This is a genomic window from Streptomyces sp. NBC_01439 (assembly GCF_036227605.1).
Lineage (GTDB): Bacteria > Actinomycetota > Actinomycetes > Streptomycetales > Streptomycetaceae > Streptomyces.
In genome coordinates this window covers 9,311,213-9,332,951 of record NZ_CP109487.1, presented here as the reverse complement: position 1 = coordinate 9,332,951, position 21,739 = coordinate 9,311,213, and the positions used below count along the sequence as shown (strand labels likewise).

General features: G+C 71.0%; 18 protein-coding genes. 5 read left to right on the top strand and 13 right to left on the bottom strand.

Features of this window, described 5'->3' with window-relative positions; translation table 11 throughout:
- Positions 1-13: 13 nt before the first annotated feature.
- Positions 14-406: a hypothetical protein gene (locus tag OG207_RS42580; RefSeq protein WP_329106974.1), complete on the bottom strand. Its 393-nt coding sequence runs from the start codon at positions 404-406 to the stop codon at positions 14-16.
- Entirely contained in the window at positions 366-1,325 is a 960-nt protein-coding gene (locus OG207_RS42575) for a serine/threonine-protein kinase (RefSeq protein ID WP_329106972.1), read from the bottom strand. The genes OG207_RS42580 and OG207_RS42575 overlap by 41 nt, the downstream gene beginning before the upstream one ends.
- 450 nt (positions 1,326-1,775) lie before the next feature.
- On the opposite strand from OG207_RS42575, the gene OG207_RS42570 reads away from it, so the two are divergent.
- Positions 1,776-2,453: a response regulator transcription factor gene (locus tag OG207_RS42570; protein ID WP_329106969.1), complete on the top strand. Its 678-nt coding sequence runs from the start codon at positions 1,776-1,778 to the stop codon at positions 2,451-2,453.
- 38 nt (positions 2,454-2,491) lie between these two features.
- On the opposite strand, the gene OG207_RS42565 is transcribed toward OG207_RS42570, so the two are convergent.
- The 5 genes from OG207_RS42565 to OG207_RS42545 form a co-directional block, all read right to left on the bottom strand.
- Positions 2,492-3,301, bottom strand: a complete 810-nt coding sequence (locus OG207_RS42565; RefSeq protein WP_329106967.1) for a DeoR/GlpR family DNA-binding transcription regulator — start codon at positions 3,299-3,301, stop codon at positions 2,492-2,494.
- A gap of 362 nt (positions 3,302-3,663) precedes the next feature.
- Positions 3,664-4,695 carry an ABC transporter permease gene (locus OG207_RS42560; RefSeq protein ID WP_266355724.1) on the bottom strand — a complete coding sequence of 344 codons (1,032 nt, stop codon included), beginning with the start codon at positions 4,693-4,695 and terminating at the stop codon, positions 3,664-3,666.
- The gene (locus OG207_RS42555) at positions 4,692-6,281 is read right to left on the bottom strand and encodes a sugar ABC transporter ATP-binding protein (protein WP_329106961.1); all 1,590 of its coding nucleotides are present in this window, start codon (positions 6,279-6,281) and stop codon (positions 4,692-4,694) included. Before OG207_RS42555 ends, OG207_RS42560 begins: the two co-directional genes overlap by 4 nt.
- Before the next feature lie 133 nt (positions 6,282-6,414).
- Positions 6,415-7,467 (bottom strand): substrate-binding domain-containing protein, encoded by a 1,053-nt coding sequence (locus tag OG207_RS42550; RefSeq protein ID WP_266355720.1) that lies wholly within the window; start codon positions 7,465-7,467, stop codon positions 6,415-6,417.
- A gap of 447 nt (positions 7,468-7,914) precedes the next feature.
- Positions 7,915-9,504, bottom strand: coding sequence for a ricin-type beta-trefoil lectin domain protein (locus OG207_RS42545; protein ID WP_329106957.1), 1,590 nt, complete (start codon positions 9,502-9,504; stop codon positions 7,915-7,917).
- Between the two features lie 645 nt (positions 9,505-10,149).
- Here OG207_RS42545 and OG207_RS42540 point away from each other — a divergent pair.
- Entirely contained in the window at positions 10,150-11,055 is a 906-nt protein-coding gene (locus OG207_RS42540; RefSeq protein WP_329106955.1) for a peptidoglycan-binding protein, read from the top strand.
- Positions 11,056-11,100: 45 nt separating this feature from the next.
- Here the strand turns inward: OG207_RS42540 and dgoD are convergent, their stop codons facing one another.
- The 5 genes from dgoD to OG207_RS42515 all read right to left on the bottom strand — a co-directional run bounded on the left by dgoD (position 11,101) and on the right by OG207_RS42515 (position 15,616).
- Positions 11,101-12,246 carry a galactonate dehydratase gene (gene dgoD, locus OG207_RS42535; RefSeq protein WP_329106953.1) on the bottom strand — a complete coding sequence of 382 codons (1,146 nt, stop codon included), beginning with the start codon at positions 12,244-12,246 and terminating at the stop codon, positions 11,101-11,103.
- Positions 12,243-12,995 carry an SDR family NAD(P)-dependent oxidoreductase gene (locus OG207_RS42530; protein WP_329106951.1) on the bottom strand — a complete coding sequence of 251 codons (753 nt, stop codon included), beginning with the start codon at positions 12,993-12,995 and terminating at the stop codon, positions 12,243-12,245. Before OG207_RS42530 ends, dgoD begins: the two co-directional genes overlap by 4 nt.
- A gap of 91 nt (positions 12,996-13,086) precedes the next feature.
- Complete coding sequence (locus OG207_RS42525) at positions 13,087-14,028, bottom strand: sugar kinase (protein WP_329106949.1); 942 nt, start codon at positions 14,026-14,028, stop codon at positions 13,087-13,089.
- On the bottom strand, positions 14,025-14,657 hold the full coding sequence (locus tag OG207_RS42520) for a bifunctional 4-hydroxy-2-oxoglutarate aldolase/2-dehydro-3-deoxy-phosphogluconate aldolase (protein ID WP_329106948.1): 633 nt from the start codon (positions 14,655-14,657) through the stop codon (positions 14,025-14,027). The genes OG207_RS42525 and OG207_RS42520 overlap by 4 nt, the downstream gene beginning before the upstream one ends.
- Positions 14,654-15,616, bottom strand: coding sequence for an SMP-30/gluconolactonase/LRE family protein (locus OG207_RS42515; RefSeq protein ID WP_329106947.1), 963 nt, complete (start codon positions 15,614-15,616; stop codon positions 14,654-14,656). Before OG207_RS42515 ends, OG207_RS42520 begins: the two co-directional genes overlap by 4 nt.
- A gap of 133 nt (positions 15,617-15,749) precedes the next feature.
- On the opposite strand from OG207_RS42515, the gene OG207_RS42510 reads away from it, so the two are divergent.
- Positions 15,750-17,000: an ROK family transcriptional regulator gene (locus OG207_RS42510; protein WP_329106945.1), complete on the top strand. Its 1,251-nt coding sequence runs from the start codon at positions 15,750-15,752 to the stop codon at positions 16,998-17,000.
- Between the two features lie 22 nt (positions 17,001-17,022).
- Here the strand turns inward: OG207_RS42510 and OG207_RS42505 are convergent, their stop codons facing one another.
- Positions 17,023-18,006 (bottom strand): LacI family DNA-binding transcriptional regulator, encoded by a 984-nt coding sequence (locus OG207_RS42505; protein WP_266446701.1) that lies wholly within the window; start codon positions 18,004-18,006, stop codon positions 17,023-17,025.
- A gap of 366 nt (positions 18,007-18,372) precedes the next feature.
- Here OG207_RS42505 and OG207_RS42500 point away from each other — a divergent pair, with 366 nt between their 5' ends.
- Both OG207_RS42500 and OG207_RS42495 read left to right on the top strand, forming a co-directional pair.
- Positions 18,373-20,391 (top strand): glycoside hydrolase, encoded by a 2,019-nt coding sequence (locus OG207_RS42500; protein WP_329106940.1) that lies wholly within the window; start codon positions 18,373-18,375, stop codon positions 20,389-20,391.
- Positions 20,392-20,568: 177 nt separating this feature from the next.
- Entirely contained in the window at positions 20,569-21,585 is a 1,017-nt protein-coding gene (locus OG207_RS42495; protein ID WP_329106938.1) for a metallophosphoesterase family protein, read from the top strand.
- Positions 21,586-21,739: the final 154 nt, after the last annotated feature.

Here is a 21,739-nt window from a genome sequence, read left to right as displayed (position 1 = left end):
CTCGGTCGTGGGCTCAGTCGGGCAGTCGCAGCCCTTCGACGGCGGTGTCGAAGACGGGTCGGTGCTGGTCCCACTCCGCATCCGGCGCCGAGAAGTAGACGACGTACTGCGTACCGGCGGTGTCGGCGAAGGCCACCTCGACCGCACGGAACGTGCGTACCTTGCCGTCGAAGGTGAACTCCCAGTACCCCGCCGGCCTGCCGTGGACGGTGCTCGCCGTCATCCGCACGCGCTCGTAGCCCGGATTGTCACGGCGCGTCTGCTCCTCCTCGGTCGTACGCCAGTGTTCCAGCGCGTCGGCGCCCGCGAAGGCGTCGGCCTTTACGCGCAGTCCGAGGAGGCCCGACGGATCGACGAAGGCGATTTCACCTCCCGCCAACTCGTCGCGGCGCCAGCCGGTGGGCACCGGCAAGGTGACCCCGCCCCCGTCCTGGAAGCGGTAGCCGTCGGGCGGCGCCGGCGCTGCCGTGCTGCCACGACCGCCCGAACGGGAAGCGGACCCGTCGCCGAAGAGCGCGCCGGGCCAGAGCAGCGCCGCGGTCACGGCACACGCGGCTGCCAGGGCCGCCGCGCCGGACCACAGGTGGCCCCCGCGTACGCGCCGGGCGGGGCGGGCGGCCCGGTGGAGCGGGGTGGACGACGTGCCGTGACCGGCGGACCCACCCTCCGCCGCGCGGCGCAGGAGTCGCTCCGCCTCGGCCAGGCCGGTCCGCTGCTCCGGCTCCTTCACGAGCAGCCCGTCGATCAGGGACGCGGGGGGGGCTCCCGTCGGCCAGTGGCGCGTGCGGGTCGCTGACGACGGCGTACGCCGTCTCGATCGGCGCTTCCCGGTCGAAGGGATGACGCCCCTCGACGGCCCGGTACAGCGTGACGCCGAGGGACCAGAGGTCACCGGCGGCTCCGGCGTCGCCGCCGCGCAGGCGTTCCGGAGCGAGGTAGGCGAGGGAGCCGACCAGTTCGCCGGTCCTGGTGAGCGTCTCGGTGCCGCTCACGGCGGCGATGCCGAAGTCGGTGAGGACGATCCGGCCGTCGTGCCCCAGCAGGATGTTGGCCGGCTTGACGTCGCGGTGCCACACCCCGATGTCGTGGGCCGCGCGCAGCGCCTCGACGACGGCGAGGCCGATCCGGGCGGCCTCGGCCGTCGGGAGCGCACCCCGCTGCTCCAGCGCTTCCTCCAGGGTGATCGAGGGCACGTACTCCATCACGATGCACGGCAGGCCCTCGTCCTCGACCGCGTCGTGCACCACGATCACATGGGGGTGGGCGATCCGGGCCGCACTGCGCGCCTCGCGGCGGGTGCGTTCGTGGAGCGTGTCGTCCGGCACGTGCGGGGGACGTGGAGCACCTTCACCGCCACCTGCCGGCCGAGGAGCTCGTCCTCGGCACGCCAGACGGTTCCCATGCCGCCGCGGCCGACTCGCTGCACGAACCGGTAGCGGCCGGCCACGAGCCGTCCTTGTTCCGACACTGTCGCTTTTCCCCGCTTTCCTGTGCGCGCCCGTATGGCGGACCATAACGCCACGCCGTATATGCGGCCAAGAGGTATCGAGAAATAGATTGCACCGCGGCCCGACGCTCCAACTGGCGTGCAGCGTAATGTATTTAAGGTCGGCTACTCACTCACACAATTGCTTGACACCCGCCTGGTGCATGGCCAAACTTGCGACACCCCGTCACATGAGCGCAGAAATGCCACTTTGGCTCGGAACGTTTTCGGGGCGCCTGCGCGCATGGCGCCGGCTCAATACGGGTGAAGGCGGACAATGGGCGGGGCCATGACCTCCGTACTACTGGTCGAGGCCGACGCGCTGTCACGCGAGGCCACATCCCTCGCCCTCCGGCGCTACGGGTACGAGGTCCACGCGGCCGTCGACGGCGACGACGGGCTGGCCCGCTTCCGGGAACTGCGCCCTGCCGTCGCCGTCGTGGACGTCGCCCTGCCCGGCCTCGACGGAGTCAGCCTGCTGGGGCGCATCCGCGCCGAGAGCCGCACGCCCGTGCTGTTGATCTCCGCGCGGACCGATCCCGTGGACGTCGTACTGGGTCTTGAGGCGGGCGCCGACGACTACATCACGAAGCCGTTGGACGTACCGGTTCTCGTGGCACGGATCCGGTGCGCACTGCGTCGCGCCGCCGATGGCCCGGCGTCGCCGACATCGCCTTGGACGTCGGCGACGGACTTCGGTGACCTGCGGATCGACCGAGCAGGCCTGACGGTGCGGCGGTCCGGCCGCCTAATCGACCTCACGCCCACCGAACTCAAGCTTGTCCTCGCCTTTGCAGCGCAACCCGGCGTGGTCCTGCCACGGACCGCGCTGCTGGAGCAGGTGTGGAGCGCGCCGTGGAGCGGCGACAACAGGATCGTCGACGTGCACGTGCAGCGATTGCGCCACAAGATCGGCCAGGAGCGCATCGTCACCGTCCGCGGTTTCGGCTACCGCTTCGAGCCCTGACGGGCGGCTTCACCGGTCAGGGGTGCGCCGCTCGCCCCTCACGTCCCCTGAGTCTCCGCCAGGATCAGCCGGCCGACCTGTTCGCCGAGAACGGTGCGCGCCTGTTCGGCGAGTCCGTCGTCGGAGACGAAGTAGTCGATCTCGGACAGGTCGGCGAACCGGCTCAGCCCGACGACGCCCCACTTACTGTGATCGGCCACAACGGCCAGCCGGGTCGCGGCGGAGATCAGGGTGCGATTGGTCTCCGCCTCCGCGAGGTTCGGGGTGGTCACCCCGGCTCGCTCGGAAACGCCGTGCGCGCCGACGATCACCAGGTCGACCTGCAGCGAGCGGATCGCCTGGTCCGCCAACGGCCCCACCAGGGAGGCCGACTTGGTGGGGGCCCCGCCCGTGACCAGGAGGGTCGGGGCAGCGGAGCCGTCCTCCGCCCCGAACGACCGCAGCAGCTCCGCGACGGGCAGGGAATTGGTCACCACGGTCAGGTTGGCGATGTCGCGCAGACGGTGGGCGACGGCGTAGGTCGTCGTCCCGCCCGAGATCGCCACGACACTTCCAGGCTGGACCAGCTGGGCAGCCGCTTCGGCGACCGCGGCCTTGGCCGCCGACTTGAGGGTGGACTTGGTCTCGAACCCGGGCTCGTCGCAGGTGGTGCCCGACGTACTCACCGCCCCGCCGTGCACCTTCTCGACCGACCCGGCCCTCGCGAGCACGTCCAGGTCCCGGCGGATGGTCATGTCGGACACCCCGAGCTGCTCCACGAGCGCGGCGACGCGCACCGCTCCCTTGCGGCGCACGGTATCGAGGATGACTTCTCGCCGCTGGGCCGCCAGCGGTGCCGAATCCGTCACAGTCCCACCCAATGATCTCTAGCGAATTCCAGACAGAGATCAATTGTACACTGCATCCAATAAGGATGGGCAAGGGGTTCCCCAGGACCTTCGCCGAACTTTCGTACCGAAGGGCGGATTTGCCGGTTGCGTATCCGGTGGGCATCCCCGGTGACCGTCCCATCTCTTTATGCCCGTGCGGGCACTTACGACGAATATCAGCGGTGCGTACCGAACGAAAAACCTCTCCCCGATCCTCCTCGGCTTCCGTGTGATTGATCGTGTTTCAGGTCGGAGGACTGTTTCGCCCGATGAGGCCGGCCCCTGCCAGGGGCGGGCCTCATCGGGCCGACCGCGCCGTACTACCGTCGTGCGCGCCCGGGTCAGTGAGGCAGGCCGACGGCCCGTTCACCGCTTCGGCGCTGCTGGATGACGACGGCGGCGACGAGGAGGGCGCCCTGGGCGACGTTCTGCCAGAAGGTGTTGATGCCCTCGACGGTCAGGCCGTTCTCCAGCGCGCCGAGCAGCGCCACCGCCAGGAGCGTGCCACCGATCCCGCCCTTGCCGCCCTTGAGTGCACAGCCACCCAGCGCCGCCGCCGTGATGGCCTTGAGTTCGAGGCCCTCGCTTCCCGAGACGGGCTGCCCCGAGCCGGTCCGCGCGGTCAGCAGGATGCCCGCGATCGCCGCGACCACACCGATGAGCGCGTAGACGGCCACCAGGTACTTGTTGATGTTGATGCCGGCCAGTCGCGCCGCGGTGTCGTTGCCGCCGATGGCGTAGATGTTGCGGCCGATGTCCGTGTACTTCAGCATCACGTGCACCGCCAGCGCCACGATCACCAGGATCCAGATCATCACCGGAACCCCGGCGATCTTCCCCCGGCCGAGGAACACGAAGAGGGGATCGTTGAGTACGTAGCCCTGGGCGCGGCCGTCGGAGACGAGCTGGGCCACGCCCTTGTAGGCGGCCAGGCCCGCGAGCGTCGCGATGGTGGGGTTGACCCGGCCGTAGACGATGGCGACGCCGTTGACCACACCGACGAGGATGCCGATCCCGATCGCGGCGGCCATCCCCAGGTAGGGATTGGACCCGCCGGACGTGAACACCATGGCGCTCACGACGGACGCCAGGCCGGCCTGGGAGCCGACGGATATATCGAGGCCGCCGCAGATGATCACGACGGTCTGGACGATGGCGAGCAGCCCCGTGATCGTCACCGCCTCGCCGATGACCTGGATGTTGGCGAGGCTGAGGTAGTTGTCGTTGAGGAACCCGAACAGGGCCAGGACGAGGACGAGGGCGCCGATCAGGCTGAGGTTCTGCCCGCCGAGCGAGGTGAGCAGGGCCCCTCCGGTCTTCCGCGCCGGAGCGGGGAGGTTCTCGGTGGTGGCCGGCGTCTGGGTGGTGGTCATCGAGCGTCTCCATCGGCGGAGTCTGTGAGCGGTCGGACGGATGCGACGGGGGCGAGGTCGTCGGCCATGGCGAGGTTGAGGATGGCTTCCTCGGTGGCTTCCGAGCGGCCCAGTTCGCCGGTGATGCGACCGTTCTGCATCACGACGATCCGGTCGGCGAGGCCCAGGACCTCGGGGAGTTCGGAGGAGATCACCAGCAGGGCGACCCCCTCCCGGGCGAGGTCGGCGATGATGCGGTAGATCTCGGCCTTGGCACCGATGTCGATCCCGCGCGTCGGCTCGTCCAGGATCAGGACCTTGGGCTTGCGCAGCAGCCAGCGGGCGAGCACGACCTTCTGCTGGTTGCCGCCCGACAGTTTGCGCACTTCGTGCTCGATCGAGGGGGTGCGCACCCGCAGCCTGTCGGAGAAGTCCTGCGCCACCGCCTTCTCCTGGCGGCTCTGGACGAAGCGCCAGCGGCGCAGCCGGTCCAGGCTGACCAGGGAGGTGTTGTCCCGGATGGAGCGGTGGAGGAACAGCGCCTGGGCCTTGCGCTCCTCGGGGGCGAGCCCGATGCTCGCGCGGATCGCGTCCCGGGGGCTGCGCAGCCGCAGGGGGCGACCGTTCACGCAGACGCGGCCCGATCGGATGGGCCGGTCGCCGGCGAGGGCGAGGGCCAGCTCGGACCGCCCGGCCCCCATGAGCCCGGCCAGGGCGACCACCTCTCCGGCACGGACTTGGAGGTCGATCCCGCTGACGTCGTCCGTGGTGACGTCCTCCAACTGCAGGACCACCTCGTCGCGGGCCACGTCCTGTCGCACGAACAGGGAGGACAGGTCACGGCCCACCATCAGGCGGACGACCTCCCCCTCGTTGGTGTCGCGGGCCTCCAACACGCCGGCGACCGTGCCGTCGCGCAGTACGGCGATCCGGTCGGCGAGGCGGAAGATCTCCTTCATGCGGTGGGAGACGTAGATGACGGCGATGCCCTGGTCCCGGAGCCGGTCGATCAGGGCGAAGAGCGCTTCGACCTCGTTCTCGGAGAGGGACGAAGTGGGTTCGTCGAAGGCGATGACCTTGGCGTCACCGGTCAGCGCCCGCAGGATCTCCACCAACTGGCGCTGTGCAGGGGTGAGTTCGGACCCCAGCTGGTCGGGGTGGATGACCTTCTCGAATCCGAGCCGGGCCAGGTCCGCGGTGATGCGGCGCCGCAGCTCCGCCCGGTCGAGTCGGCGCAGGGCGGTACGCGGCAGGGCCCCCGCGTACACGTTCTCGGCGACCGAGACATGCGGGATGATCTCGGGTTCCTGAGGGATGATGCGGATCCCGGCCTTGTGGGCGTCGTGCGGCGAGGACAGGGTCCGCGGGCGCCCGTCCCACAGGATGCTCCCCTCGGTGGGCTGGTGGTCGCCGGTGAGGATCTTCAGCAGGGTCGACTTGCCCGCTCCGTTCTCCCCCATGAGGGCGGTCACCCGGCCCCGGGGGAAGGTGAGCGTGACGCCGCTGAGCGCCTGTACCGCACCGAACCGTTTGGTGATGTTCTCGACGGAGATCTCTTCGCCGGGATCCTGGGCGGGGGCGGGTGGCTCTGTACCGGCTGTGGTCATCGGGGGCCTCGCAAGCTGGGGTTACGTGGGGCGTTCGGGCCGGCGACGCTGCCGGCCGGCGATGGTGGTGTGGGCGGGAGCGGGTACGGCCGCCGCTGCGGCGGCCGTACCCGTCCTGGCCGCGGGCGCGGGCTCAGCCGCAGGTGACTCCCGCGTCCTTCCAGTTGGAGGCGTCGACCATCTTGGTCGGGGCGAAGGCTTCCTTCGGAAAGTCCTTGCCGTTCTTGAGCTTGTCGTAGATCGTCTGCACCGCCAGGGCGCCGACGTCCTTGCCGTTGATGAAGAGCGCGGCCTTCATCCCGGACGGCTTGCCGGAGCTCCAGTTCTTGCAGGCGAGGTAGGCGCCGAGGCCGACGCCGATCACGTTGTCGGCCGTGAAGCCGGCGTTCTCCAGGGCGGTGACCCCGCCCTGGACGTTCTCGTCGTTGCAGCCCCAGACCACCCAGTGCTTCACGGAGGCGTTGGCGGTGATCGTCGCGGCGATCTTGTCCTGGGCGCCCGTCGGGGAGTTGTCCGTCGGCACGTCGATGTTCTGCACCGGTGCGCCCGCGGCCTCCGCGAAGGCCTTCTTCGAGGCGTTGACACGGTCGGTGCACACGGTGACGTCCTGCTTCCAGGCCGATATCGTCCGCGTCTCCGCCGGGTTCCAGCCGGCCTTCTTGAACTCCTCGGCGGCCCGCTTGCCGACCTCGCCGCCCATCTGCTGGCCGCTGAACCCGATGCGGGGCACCAGGTCGTCGGCGCCGCAGGCGGAGGGGTCCGGGCCGGTGCTGCAGATCTGGTCGTCCGATGTCAGGAGGGCCACCTTGCCGGTCTTCGCCAGCTGTACGACCTGCGGGCCCACGGCCGGGTCGGGAACGACCACGATCAGCCCGTTGCTCTTCTGCGAGATGGCCGCCTGGGCCTCGCTCACCGTCTTGTTCGCGTCGTTGCCCAGGTTCACCACCTTCAGGTCGATCCCGAGCTCACTCGCCTTCGCCTTCGCGCCGGCGGCCTCGCCGATGAAGTACTCCTGGTCGCCCTGCTTCTGCAGATAGGTCAGGGAGATCTTCCCGTCGACCTTCCCGATGTCCGCGGCGGCGCCCGTCGTCTCCTGACCACTGGAACACGAGGACAGGACGAGCATCGTGGCCAGGCCCAGGGCCGCGGCCGCTACCGGGCGGCGGTGGTGGTGGTGAGTGAGCATGTCGATCCCTTTGCTTGAACGGGTCGCACCGGGCGACCAGTGGGGCACGTGCGATGGGGTGGGGGTCCGGCCGCCGTCGTGAGCGCCGCCCGGGGCTGCGGGTCCCTGGAGACTCGCAGGGAGAGGTGTCCGACCTCGGCCGACGAGTCCCCGGCGGGGCCCCTCACTGGGGAATCCGCCACAGTCGGCCGTTTTCAAACTTGATGCAACAGAGAAAAGCGCCGTTTCCGTCATAAGTCAACAGTGTGAACCGAGGGTTTCGGATTGATGCGTCCCTGTGACCTCCACAGACGCCACAGCGCCGCAGAACCGCCCCAGCAGGGGCTGCCGGGCGAAACCATCGAAGGCGCAGGGCGGGAAGCCCTGCGGCACGGTGCCGCCGCAGGCCTGGCCCCGGACGGACCCCGCCCTGTTGATTTCCATCGGAACATGTCTGAATCTGTTTGACTAGTGACCCGACGGCGATTGCCCGGCGGGCTCGTTCCAGCGCTGCTCGGCCGCCGAGCCCGTGCGGCCGAAGGTGACGGGTGCTCCGGGCTCACCGCTCCCGGACGTGACGGCGTAGCCCGGTGCGATCCGGGGTTTGATGCGTCCTGTCGCATCGGTGGAGAACACCAGGTTGTTCCCTTCGCGCCGGCCGAATGCCGAGCACGACCAGATGCCCACGCCGTCCCCCGCGGAACCGCGTGCGTCCATGCAGTAGTTCGGGTTGGCGGCATTGCGAAGGAGTCCCCTTTCGTCCAGACGCCACTGCTGGACCGGCGCTCCGGCACGGCAGCGTGCGGTGATCACGTCGACGCCATTGGCGAAAGTGCCGCCGCTGACGTCCAGACACAGACCGGTGGCGGAATTGACGGCCGGAACGAACGAGGAGGCCCTGAAGGGTTGAACAGGGTCGGCCGTCGCGGCCTCCGCGGTCGGTGTGGGGCTGGGCGTGGGCCCGTGACTGGGCGACGGGCCTGTCGCGGACGGCGACGCGCTGGGGGAACGAGTGGGTGAGGCGGATGTGGAAGGCCTCGACCTGCTCACCGACGGGGCCGGCGCCCCCGCGCCGCCCGCCTCGACGTGTGCTCGCGGCGGCTGCCCCTGAACCGTGGCGGGCGCTTCGGGCCCCCAGGCCGTCGGGACGACGACGGCGAGCGCCGTCGTCGTGATCAGGGCCGCCCCGACAGCCAGGGAAATCCGTCCGGCCGGCCTCCGTGCGAAGAAGGACGGCCGGTCGCCGGCGATCGGCTCCGACCCGCCCGCAACGGCCGTCGCGGTCGTGACCGGCAGGGACAGCGTGTCCTCGGTATCCGGATCCTGGTCCGTGCGGGTCGCCGCGGAGAGGTAGAGCGGGCCGGCAGGACCCAGCAGGGAGCCGGCCAGCAACGGGCCAGGGGTGTCGCAAAGGGCGACCAGGCCACGCAGAGCGGCCGCGCACCCGGGGCATCCGTCGACAGGACGCGCCAGGTCGGGGTTCCCCCGCACGTCGGCGCGCCCCGCGGCGGCGTCCAGCATGCGTGCGTACGCGGGACAGTGCGGGGTCGGTCGCGCCTGCAGGTGGACTCGTAGGAAGGCGTCACGGCACGCTACCAACGCCCTGTGAGCCAGGTCCGGTACGGCCTCGGGCCGATCACCGGTGATCGTCGCGACGTCCTCGTCCGCCTCCCGTTCGACCACGGAGTGCCACAGGACGGACTGCGTGCGCGGCGACAGGGTGACGAACCCCTTGCGGACGAACGACTGCAGCCCCGCGTCCAGCGGAACGGATCCCGCCCCGGAGGGCGCGGACGGTGCGGGGGATGCGGACGCGGACACCAGCGCCAGCAACGCCAGGCGAGGGGGCTGGTTCAGGGCGTCGGTCGTGGCGGCCAGCCGGTCGAGGAACTGCTCCGTCGCGCGGTCCGCGGCGCGCCGGGCCGGCAGCAGGTCGCCGCAGGCCGTTCGCGCGAAGGCGGAGACCCTCGGGCCATGGCGTCGGCGCAACTCGGTCTCGGCCGACGGGGCGGCCGCGTCCGCGGTGCGGATGGTGTCACACAGTTGCTGGTCGGTCATTCGACCCACAACAGAGGGATGGTTCGTCGACACGTGGGACATCCTGAGTGGGAGGGAAAGTCGCCCTATTGTTCAGGCTATGACACGTCCGTCGATAGTTCTTTCCGGCGGGAATTCCGGAAACCGCCCTCGAAAATGCGGACTTTCCTTATCCGGGCACGGCCAGCTACCGGAATTCTCCATACACGGAGAGGTCCGGTCTCGATTTCGCCCGACGCGACCACCCTTCCTTACACCGAACAGAATCAGACACATGCCCAAGGAAGTCAACACCGAAGATCTTGCACGATCGGCCGCTGCACCCGCCACACTGCCAAGGCGGACACGGGAGGCGCCGGCTCGTCCTGTTGACAGAAGTTCGAACAGTTCAAGACATTGGTACCGCGGGCGCTCCCAGCGGAGGGCCCAGGGGCAGAACCGGTCGGACGTTTAGCCGATCGTTATCAACTGGGCCTCGACCGGGCTGGATTCAAGAGCTCCGCACACAGTAGATTCACCATTCACTCCCTCCTTCACCACACGGCCGTCCCGCAGCGGACGACCATCAGGGCACCCTCTACATTCGGGCCCGGCAATTCGAGAGCGGTACGACGTGGCGCACCGAGGGGTCATTCTGTATTTCCCGGAACAGCCGACTGGAGTTTGGTGAGCACCCCTTTCTGCCCCCGATGCGGTGACCCCTTGCGCTGCGCCTGCGGCATCGCGCACCACGACGCGAGCGCAGGGCGGGCCCCCGCCCCGGCGCAGTTCGACCGGGACTGGGTCAGGCCGTACATCGCCCCGCACGAACCTGCGCCGGTGGGCGCACCGAGCACCTTGGACACCGCCACGGTGTCGTGGGTCGCGGCGCAGGCCGCGTACGGGAGCGGCCCCGGCGGTGACGTCATCGGCCAGCCCGTTGTCATGAGCAGGCCGACGGGTCACCGGGCGCACCGGCCGTCGAAGCAGCGTCGACCGCTGCGCGTCACCGCGGCCCTCGCCACCCTGATCGGCTCCGCGGCCCTCGCGGGTACGTACGCCTTCGCCCGGAGCCAGGACATCGGCGAGGCGACGGCGCAGGCCCCCGCGAGCCGGCTCGACGTACTCGATGGGGAGGACGAAGCGACCACGCCGCCGGAGGCGTCCCGGTCCCCCGGCGCGCTCCCGAGCCCTCCCCGGCGCACCCCGCCGACGACCGGGAACAGCCCGGTGCGTACACCGTCCCCGGTGGCTCCGTCGGCGCCGACCACGGACGCATCCACCCGCACGAACGCGGCGCCGGCCGCCGGACAGCAATCCGGCAGTCCGAGCACCGTGCCGCCCTCCCCCGCGTCGCCGACGACGCCCGGCGAGAAGCCGACACTGCGCCGGCACGACACGGGTCCTCAGGTCGTCGATCTGCAGCGGCGCCTCGCGCAGCTGGGGCTGTGGTCCCTGCCCCAGCGAGGCCGCTACGACCAGCACCTGGACGACGCGGTGCAGCGGTTCCAGGCGAAGTACGGCGTCCGTGGCGACCCGCAGGGGGTCTGCGGCCCGGCCACTCGGCGGCGGCTGGAGTCCTTGACCTCCTGACGCCCGGCCGGCTGCCGTGCCCGTACGGCGCGGGGGTTCAACGCGTCACCATTCGGCGAGGGAGCCGTCGCCCCGTCGCCACACCGGGTTGCGCCAGCGATGGCCCGTCTCGGCGGCGCGTTCGACGGCCTTCTCGTCGACGTCGATGCCCAGCCCCGGTGCGGTGAGCAGGGCGACGTGGCCGTCCTCGTAGCGGAAGACGGACCGGTCGGTGAGGTAGTCCAGCAGGTCAGACCCGGCGTTGTAGTGGATCCCGAGGCTCTGCTCCTGGATCAGCAGGTTGGGTGTCGCGAAGCCGACCTGGAGGCACGCGGCCAGCGCGATCGGGCCGAGCGGGCAGTGCGGCGCCAGGGAAACGTCGTGGGCCTCCGCCATCGCCGCGATGCGCCGCACCTCAGAGATCCCACCGGCGTGCGAGAGGTCGGGCTGGGCCACGGCGATCCCCTGCTGGAGCACCGGCTTGAAGTCCCACCGGGAGTACAACCGTTCTCCGGTCGCGATGGGGATGCTGGTGGAGCGCACGACCTCGCCGATGTGGGCGCTCATCTCGGGAACCACCGGCTCCTCGACGAAGAACGGCAGGTACGGCTCCAGGAGGGGAAGCACCCGCCGCGCCATGGGGAGGGTGAGGCGGCCGTGGAAGTCCACGGCGATGTCGAAGCCGTCGCCGACCTCCGAGCGGACGCTCTCCACCCGTTCGACGATGTCACGGACGGCCCGCGGCGTGTCGATCAGTTCCAGCTGGGGCGAGGCGTTCATCTTGATGGCCGTGAAGCCCTCGGCCTTGCGGGCGGCGGCCTGCTGCGCGACGTCGGTCGGTCGGTCGCCGCCGATCCAGCTGTACACCCGCGCCCGGTCGCGGACGTTGCCGCCGAGCAGCTGCCACACCGGCACGCCCAGCGCCTTGCCGGCGATGTCCCACAGTGCCTGGTCGATGCCGGCGACCGCGCTGGACAGGACCGGGCCGCCGCGGTAGAAACCGCCCTTGGTCAGGACCTGCCAGTGGTCCTCGATGCGCATCGGGTCCTGGCCCACCAGGTAGTCGGACAGTTCCTCGACCGCGGCCGCGACGGTGTGCGCACGGCCCTCGACGACAGGCTCGCCCCAGCCGGTGATGCCCTCGTCCGTGTCCACGCGCAGGAAGCACCAGCGGGGGGCGACGAGGTAGGTCCTCAGGGAGGTGATCTTCACTTGGACTCCTTCTTCACGGCCCAGCCGCCGTCCACGGTCAGGTTCGTGCCGGTGATGTACGAGGCGTCGTCGGACGCGAGGAAGGCGACGGCGGCCGCTACTTCGTCGGGGTGACCGAGCCGTCCCAGGGCCGTGGCACGGGCGGAGAGCAGGCGGCCCTCCTCGTCCACGTCCTGCCAGTTCTCGGTGAGGATCGGACCGGGCAGCACGGAGTTGAACCGCACGTCCGGCCCGTACTCGACCGCGAGCTGGCGGACGAGCGCGCACATGCCTCCCTTCGCCGCGGCGTAGGCCGGATAACCCGGCAGGCTGCACAGTGCGTGCACGCTGGACGTGGCCACGAAGGAGCCTCGGGCGGCGCGCAGGTCGTCGAGGAAGGTGCGTACGGCCAGGTAGGGCGCCTTGAGGTTGACGGCCATATCACGGTCCCAGTCGCTGCCGGGCAGTTCGTGGGCGGGCGCGGGCGTGTGGGTGAAGGCGTTGCTGTGCACGACGGCCACCGGACCGAACAGCGTGTGCGTGCGGTCCTTCAGGTTGCGCCAGTCCTGTTCGGAAGAGACGTCGCACGGCACGAACTCCGCGCGGCCCCCGTCGTCGCGGATCTCCCGCGCGAGTGCGGTGCCCGCCGCCTCGTCGATGTCGGCGAGGGCGACGGCGGCCCCTTCGGCGGCCAGACGTACGGCGCTGGCTGCGCCGATGCCGGACGATGCGCCGGTGACGACGGCGGTTCGCCCTGTGAATCGCTTCATGGCAGGTCTTTCGTGGGTGGAGTGGGTGGGGGTGCAGTGGGTGGAGGGTGGCGTCGAGCCGTGCTGGTGGACGGGGGCCGGGAGGCACCGGTCAGCGAGTGACGTCCGCTCCGTGGAGCAGGTCCAGGTCGGCACGCCGGGGCAGGCCCTCCCAGTCGCCGGGCGAGGCCACCGCGAATGCCCCGCACGTCGCGGCGAGCAGGAGCCGGCCTGGGAGGTCGGTGTCGTCGAGGAGCCCCGCGAGGTATCCGGCGACGAAGGCGTCGCCCGCGCCGATCGGATCCATCGGGGTGACCGGCACGATGTCCTGGACGGCCTCGGCGCCGGGCGTGACCGCGACGGCCCCTCGGGAGCCGAGTTTCAGGACCGCTTCGCGCGGGCCGAGGTCGAGCAGGTCGCGTGCCATGGTGGCGGGTTCGGCCTCGGGAACGACCAGCGAGGCCTCGTCGGGACCGGCGAAGACGATGTCCGCGCGGGTGACGAGGTGGATCAGCTCGGCTGCGGCCTCCTCCCGGTTCCACAGCCGGGCCCGGTAGTTGAGGTCCAGGCTGACGGTGACGCCGGCGGCGCGGGCCAGGTCGACGGCTCGCCGTACGGCCGCCCGCGGGCCGTCGCCGAGGGCGGGGGTGATGCCGGTGACGTGCAGGACCCGGGCCCGGGCGACGAGTTCCGGGTCGATGTCCTCGGGGCCGAGGCGGGCGCCCGCGAGTCCGCGCCGGTAGTAAGTGACACGGGTGTGGTCGGGTGTGCGTCGCTCGCGCAGCATGAGCCCGGTGGGTGCCGTGTCCTCGACGCGTGCGCGGGTGACGTCGACGGCCTCACCGCGCAGCCCGTCCAGGATCATCGTGCCGGCGCTGTCGGCGCCGACCCGCCCGGTCCAGGACGCCGCGTGGCCGAGGCGGCTGACGCCGATGGCGACCGTGGCCTCCGCGCCCGCGAATCCCAGACGGAGCGAAGTGCCGGAGGCGAGCGGGCCGGGCCGGTCGGCCGCCAGGACGGCCATGGTTTCCCCGAGGGTGACGAGCGCGGTCACGAGCGGATGCCGTCCAACAGTGTGGCGGCGCGTTCCCGGAGCGCGTCCAGGTCGCCGCCCTCGCACGCGTCCCCGATCAGCGGGCTACCCATGCCCAGGGCGCTCGCGCCCGCGGCGAAGTAGGCCGGCGCCTGGTCGAGGTCGATCCCTCCCGTGGGAACGAGCGGGACGTGCGGCAAGGGTGCCCGGACTGCGCGCAGATACTCCGGGCCTCCGGCCGAGGCGGGGAAGAGTTTGACCCTGGTGGCGCCCGCCCCCCACGCCGCCACTATCTCGCTCGGCGTCAGGGCGCCGGGGAGCACCGGGACGCCGAGGCGACGGGCCTCCCTGATGACGTCCAGGCAGATGGCCGGCGTGATGAGATAGGTGGCGCCGGCTTCCACGGCGCGCATCGCATCGGCCGGGGTCATGACGGTGCCCGCGCCGAGGGCGGTACCGGCCGGCTTGGACTCGGCGTACTCGCGCAACGCGTGCAGGACTCCCGGTGTAGTGAGGGTGAACTCCATGGCCCGGATGCCCGCTGCGTGCAGGGCGTCGGCCGTGGCGGCGAAGTGGCGGGGCGACTGGGAACGCAGGATCGCTATCACGGGTGCGACGGCGAGTGCGGGAACCAGGGGGGCGGTCGTCATGCGGAACCTCGGAGGTCGTATGAGGTGGTGGAGGACCCGGAGAACTGCGCCGGATCGTCGGCGAAGGGCGCGACCGGCAGACCGGTGGCACCGGGCCGGCAGATGAAAATCCGGCCGGCGTGCGGCTCGGCCGCGAGTTGCGCGGCCGTCAGCCCGTCGGCCGCGGTGGTGATGATCAGGAGGTCCAGGTCCGGGCCCGCGAAGGTGCAGCTGGACACCTGGGAGGCGGGGACCGTCACGACGGCGTGGAGCGCGCCGTCGGGGGCGTAGGCCCTCACCTGTCCCGCTCCCCACACCGCCACCCAGGCCCGGCCCTCGGTGTCGACGGCCAGGCCGTCCGGCATGCCGGCGGGGCTGGTGTCGGCGAAGGGGCGGCGGGCCGAGAGGGTGCCGGTGACGGGGTCGTAGTCGAAGACGTCGACACGGTGCGTCGGGCTGTCCGCGTAGTACAGCAGCCGACCGTCAGGACTCCAGCCGAGGCCGTTGGAGATGCTGACGGGGCTCAGGGCGGTCGTCACGGTGCCGTCGGGGTCGAGGCGGTAGAGGGCGCCCGCGCCGGGGGTCGCGTCGTACGCCATGGTGCCGGCCAGCAGCCGCCCGCTCGGGTCGCACTTGGCGTCGTTGAACCGTCGCGGCGTGCCGTCGTCGGGGACGGCGGGGGCGGCGAACTCCGTGGCCACGCCGTCCTCGTCGACGCGCAGGAAGGAGGTTCCGGCGGCCGCGATGAGCCCGCCGGACGCGCAGGGCGCGACCGCTCCGACGGGCCGGTCGAGGCTGACGGTCGTCCGGTCCCCCAGGTCCGGCAGACCGCTGTCGTCGTCGCGGGCCACCAGCGGGGCCCGGTGGACGAGGCCCGCCGTGATGTCCACCCACAGCAGGTCACCGCGTCCGGCGTGCCAAACGGGTCCCTCGGTCAGGCGTCCCGGCACGGGCGCGCACGGCAGTGCGGTCAGGTGCATGGTGTCGCTCCTCTCGTTGCGACGAAACTCTAAGAGTTCTTCTAACTCATGTAAATACACATCGTCCAATGCATGGAATAAGCTCGCCTCTCACACGACGACGACCTCTGCCCTCACACGGAAGGACGCACCCATGGCGAAACGCACCGCCCAGGACATCCGCCGCCGCAACCGGTTCGACACGCTGCGGTGCGTCTTCGCCGCCCCCGGCCCGGTGAGCCGGCAGGAGATCGCCGCGGCCACCGGCCTGTCCTTCGCGACCGTGGCCAACCTCGTCGTGGAGCTGCTGGAGGCGGGAGTCCTGCGCGAGGCAGGCCACGAGGACTCCAAGGGCGGGCGCCCGCGGGCCCGCCTCGCGGTCAACGCGGAGCGCGGTGCGCTGGTCGGGATCGACGTGGCGGAGACCTCCGTCCAGGTCGAGCTGTTCGACCTGGCGCTGACGGTGCTGCGCAGCGTACGGCTGCCGCTGCCGCAGACCGACGTCCGTCCGGACGACGTGGTGGACGCCATCGTCACGGGGGTCGAGGGCCTCTCGGACGCCTCGGGCGCGCCCCCGCGCATCCTCGGCGCGGGGGTCAGCATCCCCGGTCTCGTGGAGCGCGAGGGCGGCGTATCCGTCTTCTCGCCCTACTGGTCCTGGCGCGACGTGCCCCTGCGTTCCCTCCTCGCCGAGCGCCTCCCGATGCCCCTGTACCTCGACAACCCCCTCAAGGCCGGCACGGTCGCCGAGATGTGGTTCGGCGCCGGACGCGATGTCGACGACCTACTCGTACTGACCCTCCGGGCCGGCGTCGGCGCGGGCATCGCGGTCGACGGGGCCCTCTACCGGGGCGCCACCAACAGCGCCGGGGAGTGGGGCCACACCTGCCTGGTCCGCGACGGACGGGAGTGCAGGTGCGGCAGGCGGGGATGCGTCGAGGCCTACGTCAGCACCCGCGGCATCGCCCGCACCGTGCGGGAACTGGACGCGGAAAGCCCCCTCCTGGACCCCGACGAGGACGCCGTGGTCAGCAAGGTCGCCCGCGCCGCGGCGGAGGGCGACGCGGTGGCCACCGAAACCGTGGCGCGGACCGCCCGTCACCTGGGGGAGGCCGCGGCCGATCTCCTCAACCTGTTCAATCCGCAGACCCTGGTACTGGGCGGCTGGGTGGCCGACCGGCTCGGCAAGCCGCTGCTGCGGCAGACCCGCGACGTCATCGCGGCGCACGCTCTACCGGCTACGCTCCAGGCGCTCTCCTTCCAGCTGAGCACCGTGCCGGAGAACCCGGTGAACCTCGGAGCCGCCACCTTCGCGCTCGAGGGCTTCCTCGACGACCGCGAGACCTTCGGCACCGTGGCGGCGGGGCGCCGTGCCGCCAGGGCGGCGAAGGCCGGAACGTCCTGAGGGCGCTCCGGCGTCCGGCCGCTCAGGCGGCCGGGGCCGCCGTACTCTCGCGCACCACCAGGACGGGCGCCACCGATGCCTGGCGCGGGCTGCCCGCCACGCCGCCTATCTGATCGAGGAGCAGTCCGACGCAGTGGCGGCCCACGGCGTCGAAGTCCTGCCGGACCGTGGTGAGGGGGGCGGGAAAGAAGGCGGCCTCGGGAACGTCGTCGAATCCGGTCACGCTCACGTCCTGCGGCACGCGCCGACCCGCCTCCTGCAGGGCGCGCATGACGCCGAGGGCCATCTGGTCGTTGGCGGCGAAGATCGCGGTCACCTCCGGGCGGCCGGCCAGTTCACGTCCGGCGCGGTAACCCGAGGCCGCGGACCAGTCACCGTAGAGGAGTGGTGGTACGACGGTGCCCGCATCCTTGAGCGAGCGGTGCCACGCCTCGGCCCGGCGGCGCGCCGCGTAGGAGTCGCGGGGCCCCGCGACGTGCCAGACCGTACGGTGACCGAGGCCCAGCAGGTGCTCCACGACGCTGCGGGTGCCCTCGGCCTGATCGACGTCGACGTTGGCGTAGCGGTGACCGGTGTCCCCGTCGGCGAAGACCACGGGAACGGCGGACGGCAGCCGGAGTTCGGGGGTGTCCAGGATCTGCGACTCGATGAGGATGATGCCGTCCACCGACTGGACCATCAGCTGCTGGAACGCCTGGCGCACGGCGGCTTCGGTCTGCGCCCGGGCTCCCATGAAATTCACGAACAGGTCGGCTTCGCGGGCGGCGTCGGAGATGGCGGCGAAGGTCCTGGCGTTGCCGTAGGCACTGATGTCGAAGCTGATGACGCCCAGCGTGCCGAACCGCCCGGTGACCAGCGCCCGGGCGGCCGTATTGGGGCGGTACCCGAGCATCTTCATCGCGGCCTGCACCCGCTCGCGGGTGGACGCGTCGACGTTCTCCCGGTTGTTGGCCACACGGGAGACCGTCTGCGACGAGACCCCCGCCATCGCGGCGACGTCGGCCATGGAGGGTGACTGGCGCAGCGGACGGGACCTCGGTGATCTTGCTCCGACCTCGCGCGGCATATGAACCGGACCTCCGAACCCCTACTCCGAGCCGAGTGCGTGGTGCACTCCGTACGGATGTTAGCGCTGTGCACCGAATGGGTGGGACGCATGCTACTCGCCGGTTCTCTTGACATGCCTGCCCGCCGCTTCGACACTCTCCCCACTGTGTGATGTTTACGTAAACATTACGTTGCGCCTGGCGGGACACGTTCACGCCCGCCCGCTGCCGGAGGACGCCGAAGCGGCTCCATCGCAACCGCCTCCATCGGCCCGGCGCGGCCCGCCCTCCCTGTGTACGCATCCGCTTCCGACAGGAGACGATCTGTGCTCGGTACCAGAAACAGGCCCCCGAGCGGCGCCCGACGCCGTACGCCCACCGCTCTCGCGACCTCACTCGCGGCCGCCTGCGCACTCCTCGCCGGCGGTACGGCGGCACCTCCGGCCGCAGCCGATCCCGTCCCGTCGTCCGCGGTCCCGGTCCGCCTCGATCCCGCATACCAGCAAGCACCGTTCGAGGGGTGGGGTACCGCGCTGTCGTGGTTCGCCAACGTCACGGGCGGCTGGCCCGACCCCCAGCGCAACCGGCTCGCCGACGCCCTTTACGGCAATGAGGGACTCGGCTTCACCATCGCCCGCTACAACATCGGCGGAGGCGACAGCACCGAGACCGCGCCCTACATGCGCGCCGGGGCTGCCGTACCCGGCCACTGGAGCCGGTCCGGGGCCGAGGCGCCCCACGGGTGGGACCCCGACAATCCGGATCACTGGGACCCGTACGCCGACCGCAACCAGCGCTGGTGGCTCAAGGCCGCCAAGGCCCGGGGCGCCGACACCTTCGAGGCGTTCTCGAACTCACCGCCCTACTTCATGACCCACAGCGGACTCGCCTCGGGTGCGGTCGATCCGCTGCACGACAACCTTCGACCGGACCAGTACGAGCCGTTCGCCGCCTACCTGGCCGGGACCGTGCAGCGCGTACAAAACAGCACGGGCGTCACCTTCACCTCCGTGTCTCCCGTCAACGAACCGGACACCGCCTACTGGCGCGCGGGCGGGCGCCAGGAAGGCTCCCACTGGGCCCGCGACTCCCAGGCCCGAATGATCACGGCGCTGCGCACCGAGCTGGACCGCAACGGGCTGCGCACGCCGGTCGCAGCGATGGACGAGACGAACCCGGACATGTTCCGTGCGAACTGGGACAGTTACGGCAGCACAACCCGCTCCGCCGTCGGACGGCTCAACGCACACACCTACGGGACGCAGGGACGCAGCGGGGTCCGGGACATCGCCAAGGCCGCGCACAAGCCCCTGTGGATGTCCGAGGTGGACCTCGGCGGGGCGGTCCCGCAGAGCTTCACCGACATGAGCCCCGCCCTCGACCTCGCCGAGCGCATCACCGACGACCTCACGCAGCTCGAACCGCGCGCCTGGGTGCTGTGGCAGGCCGTGGAGGACTACGAAAACATGACCCCGGCCCACGAGGACTCCAACTGGGGCCTCATCCAGACCGACTTCACCCCGGCCGACGCCGCGAGGGAGCCGCTGCGCAAGAACAAGAAGTACTGGGCCATGGCCCAGTACAGCCGGTTCATCCGTCCGGGATCCCGCGTCATCGCCACGGACGACGACCACACGCTGGCCGCAGTGCGCCCAGGCGGCCAGGGCGCGGTCGTGGTCCACACCAATGCCACGGGTTCGGCCCGGACGATCACCCTGGACCTCACGGGCTTCCGGCACGTCACCGCCGCTCCGGTGCAGCGCTACACCACGGACGCGACCCGCAACGTCCACCGGGAGGCCGACGTCGCCGTCACCGGCAAACGCGTCACCGTGACCCTCGCCCCCCACTCGGTCACCACCCTCGTCGTACCGGGCACGTCCGGCGTCGACCCCGAGCAGGCGGCCCCCGGCGCCGGTCCCCGGCTCCTCGTCAACGACCACAGCGGTCTGGCCCTCACGGCCGCCCGGGCCGGGGCCGGCGGCGCCGTGGTCCAGCGCCCCCCGAACCGGTCCGACGCCGCGCAGCAGTGGACCTTCACCAGGTCGGCGCCCGGCGACTGGAGCAGCACGGCCTCGTACCGGGTGACGAACGCGGGCAGCGGGCAGGCCCTCGCTGTCGCCGACGGTGAGCTCACCCTGCTTCCTCCGGGACCGTCCGCGCAGCAGCAGTGGATGTTGTCCACCTCCGGAGACGGGCACCACACCCTGATCAACAGCGCGACCGGCACCCTTCTCGACGTCACCGGCGCCTCCACAGCCGACGGCGCCCCGGTCGGCACCTACCGGCCCAACACAGGCCGCAACCAGTCCTGGACCATCCGCGCGGACCCGGCGGGCGGGTAGTCCCGACGGCGCGGCACGCACGGCCGGTGGCGGACCCTGCGGCCCGTCACCGGCGGTGCCGGGTCGGGGGAAGCGTTGCCCGTCATTCATGTGCCGGCCGCTTTGGTTGCGTAAACATGTGGCGTCTCCCCCACGGGTCGCTCGATCGCGCCCCACACCCCCGGAAGGGCTGCCACCATGAAACGCAGGTCTCTGATCACCGCGGCGGCCGGCGCCGTCGCCCTCGGCACCGCGACCCCGTCGCCCGCCGCGGCGCAGCCGCTCGGCCACGCCCCCACCGCGCCACTGTCCACGTTCAACGTCATCAGCGACATCCAGGGCGACCTGGGGGACTTCGCCGTCGCCCTGCGCGACATCCGGGCCACGGCCCCGCACGGCTCGGGGCTCGCAGTCGCCGGCGACATCACTCCGCGCGGCTACGACTTCGAATACGCGGCGGTACGGCAGGTACTGGAACGGGGCCCGCGCCCGCGCGAGGTCGCGTGGGCCATCGGAAACCACGAGTTCTACGTGCCCAAGTACGCCGATCCGCAGACGCTCTCCCTGGCCACCTGGCCCAACGGCGCCACGGAGGACTCCCTTTTCCGCAGCTTTCACCGGTTCGCCGGGCGCGGCACGGTGTACGCCGAGACCACCTTCGGCGGCATCCCCGTCCTGACCATCGGCACCGAGCGGTACATGCACTACCACGACCCGAAGCTCTGGGACGAAGTATGGCTGAGCGAGGCGCAGTTGCGGTGGCTGGAGGGGCGCCTGCGGTACTGGAGCGCACGTCGCAAGCCGGTCATGCTGATCACGCACCACCCCCTGCCCAACACGGTCTCGGGCACACGGAACAAGCTCTACGCCACCGACTACCTCCAGGCGGACGCGCTCCTCGGGCTGCTGGGGCGCCACCGCGACGTGTTCCTGTTCAGCGGACACACGCACTGGGACCTGGCGCTGTCCGACTGGTACGTGCGGCGCGTCGTGCCCGGGACGGCGAACCTGGACGGGTTCTCGGTGATCAACACGGGGGCCGTGCAGACCGGCTTCGCCGACAACGGCCAAGGAGGCGAGAGCACGGTCCCCGGCGTCTTCAACCAGGGCCTCCAGGTCGAGGTGCACCGCGACCGCGTCGTCATCAAGGCCCGGGACTTCGCGGCCGGTGTCTGGTTGAAGCAGATCTCCGTCCCGCTGGCGACCACGATCTGACCCGGGGCGCCCTACCCCGAAGGTGACGCTGCGGTGGCGGTCATGCACGGAATGTCGAATTTTTTTACGAGCTGTTGACATTCAGGTGATGCGTGCGCCAGCCTCTGCTCAAAGTTGTTGGTTCACGCGCAGAAATGTTGGTTCCTGTGCACAT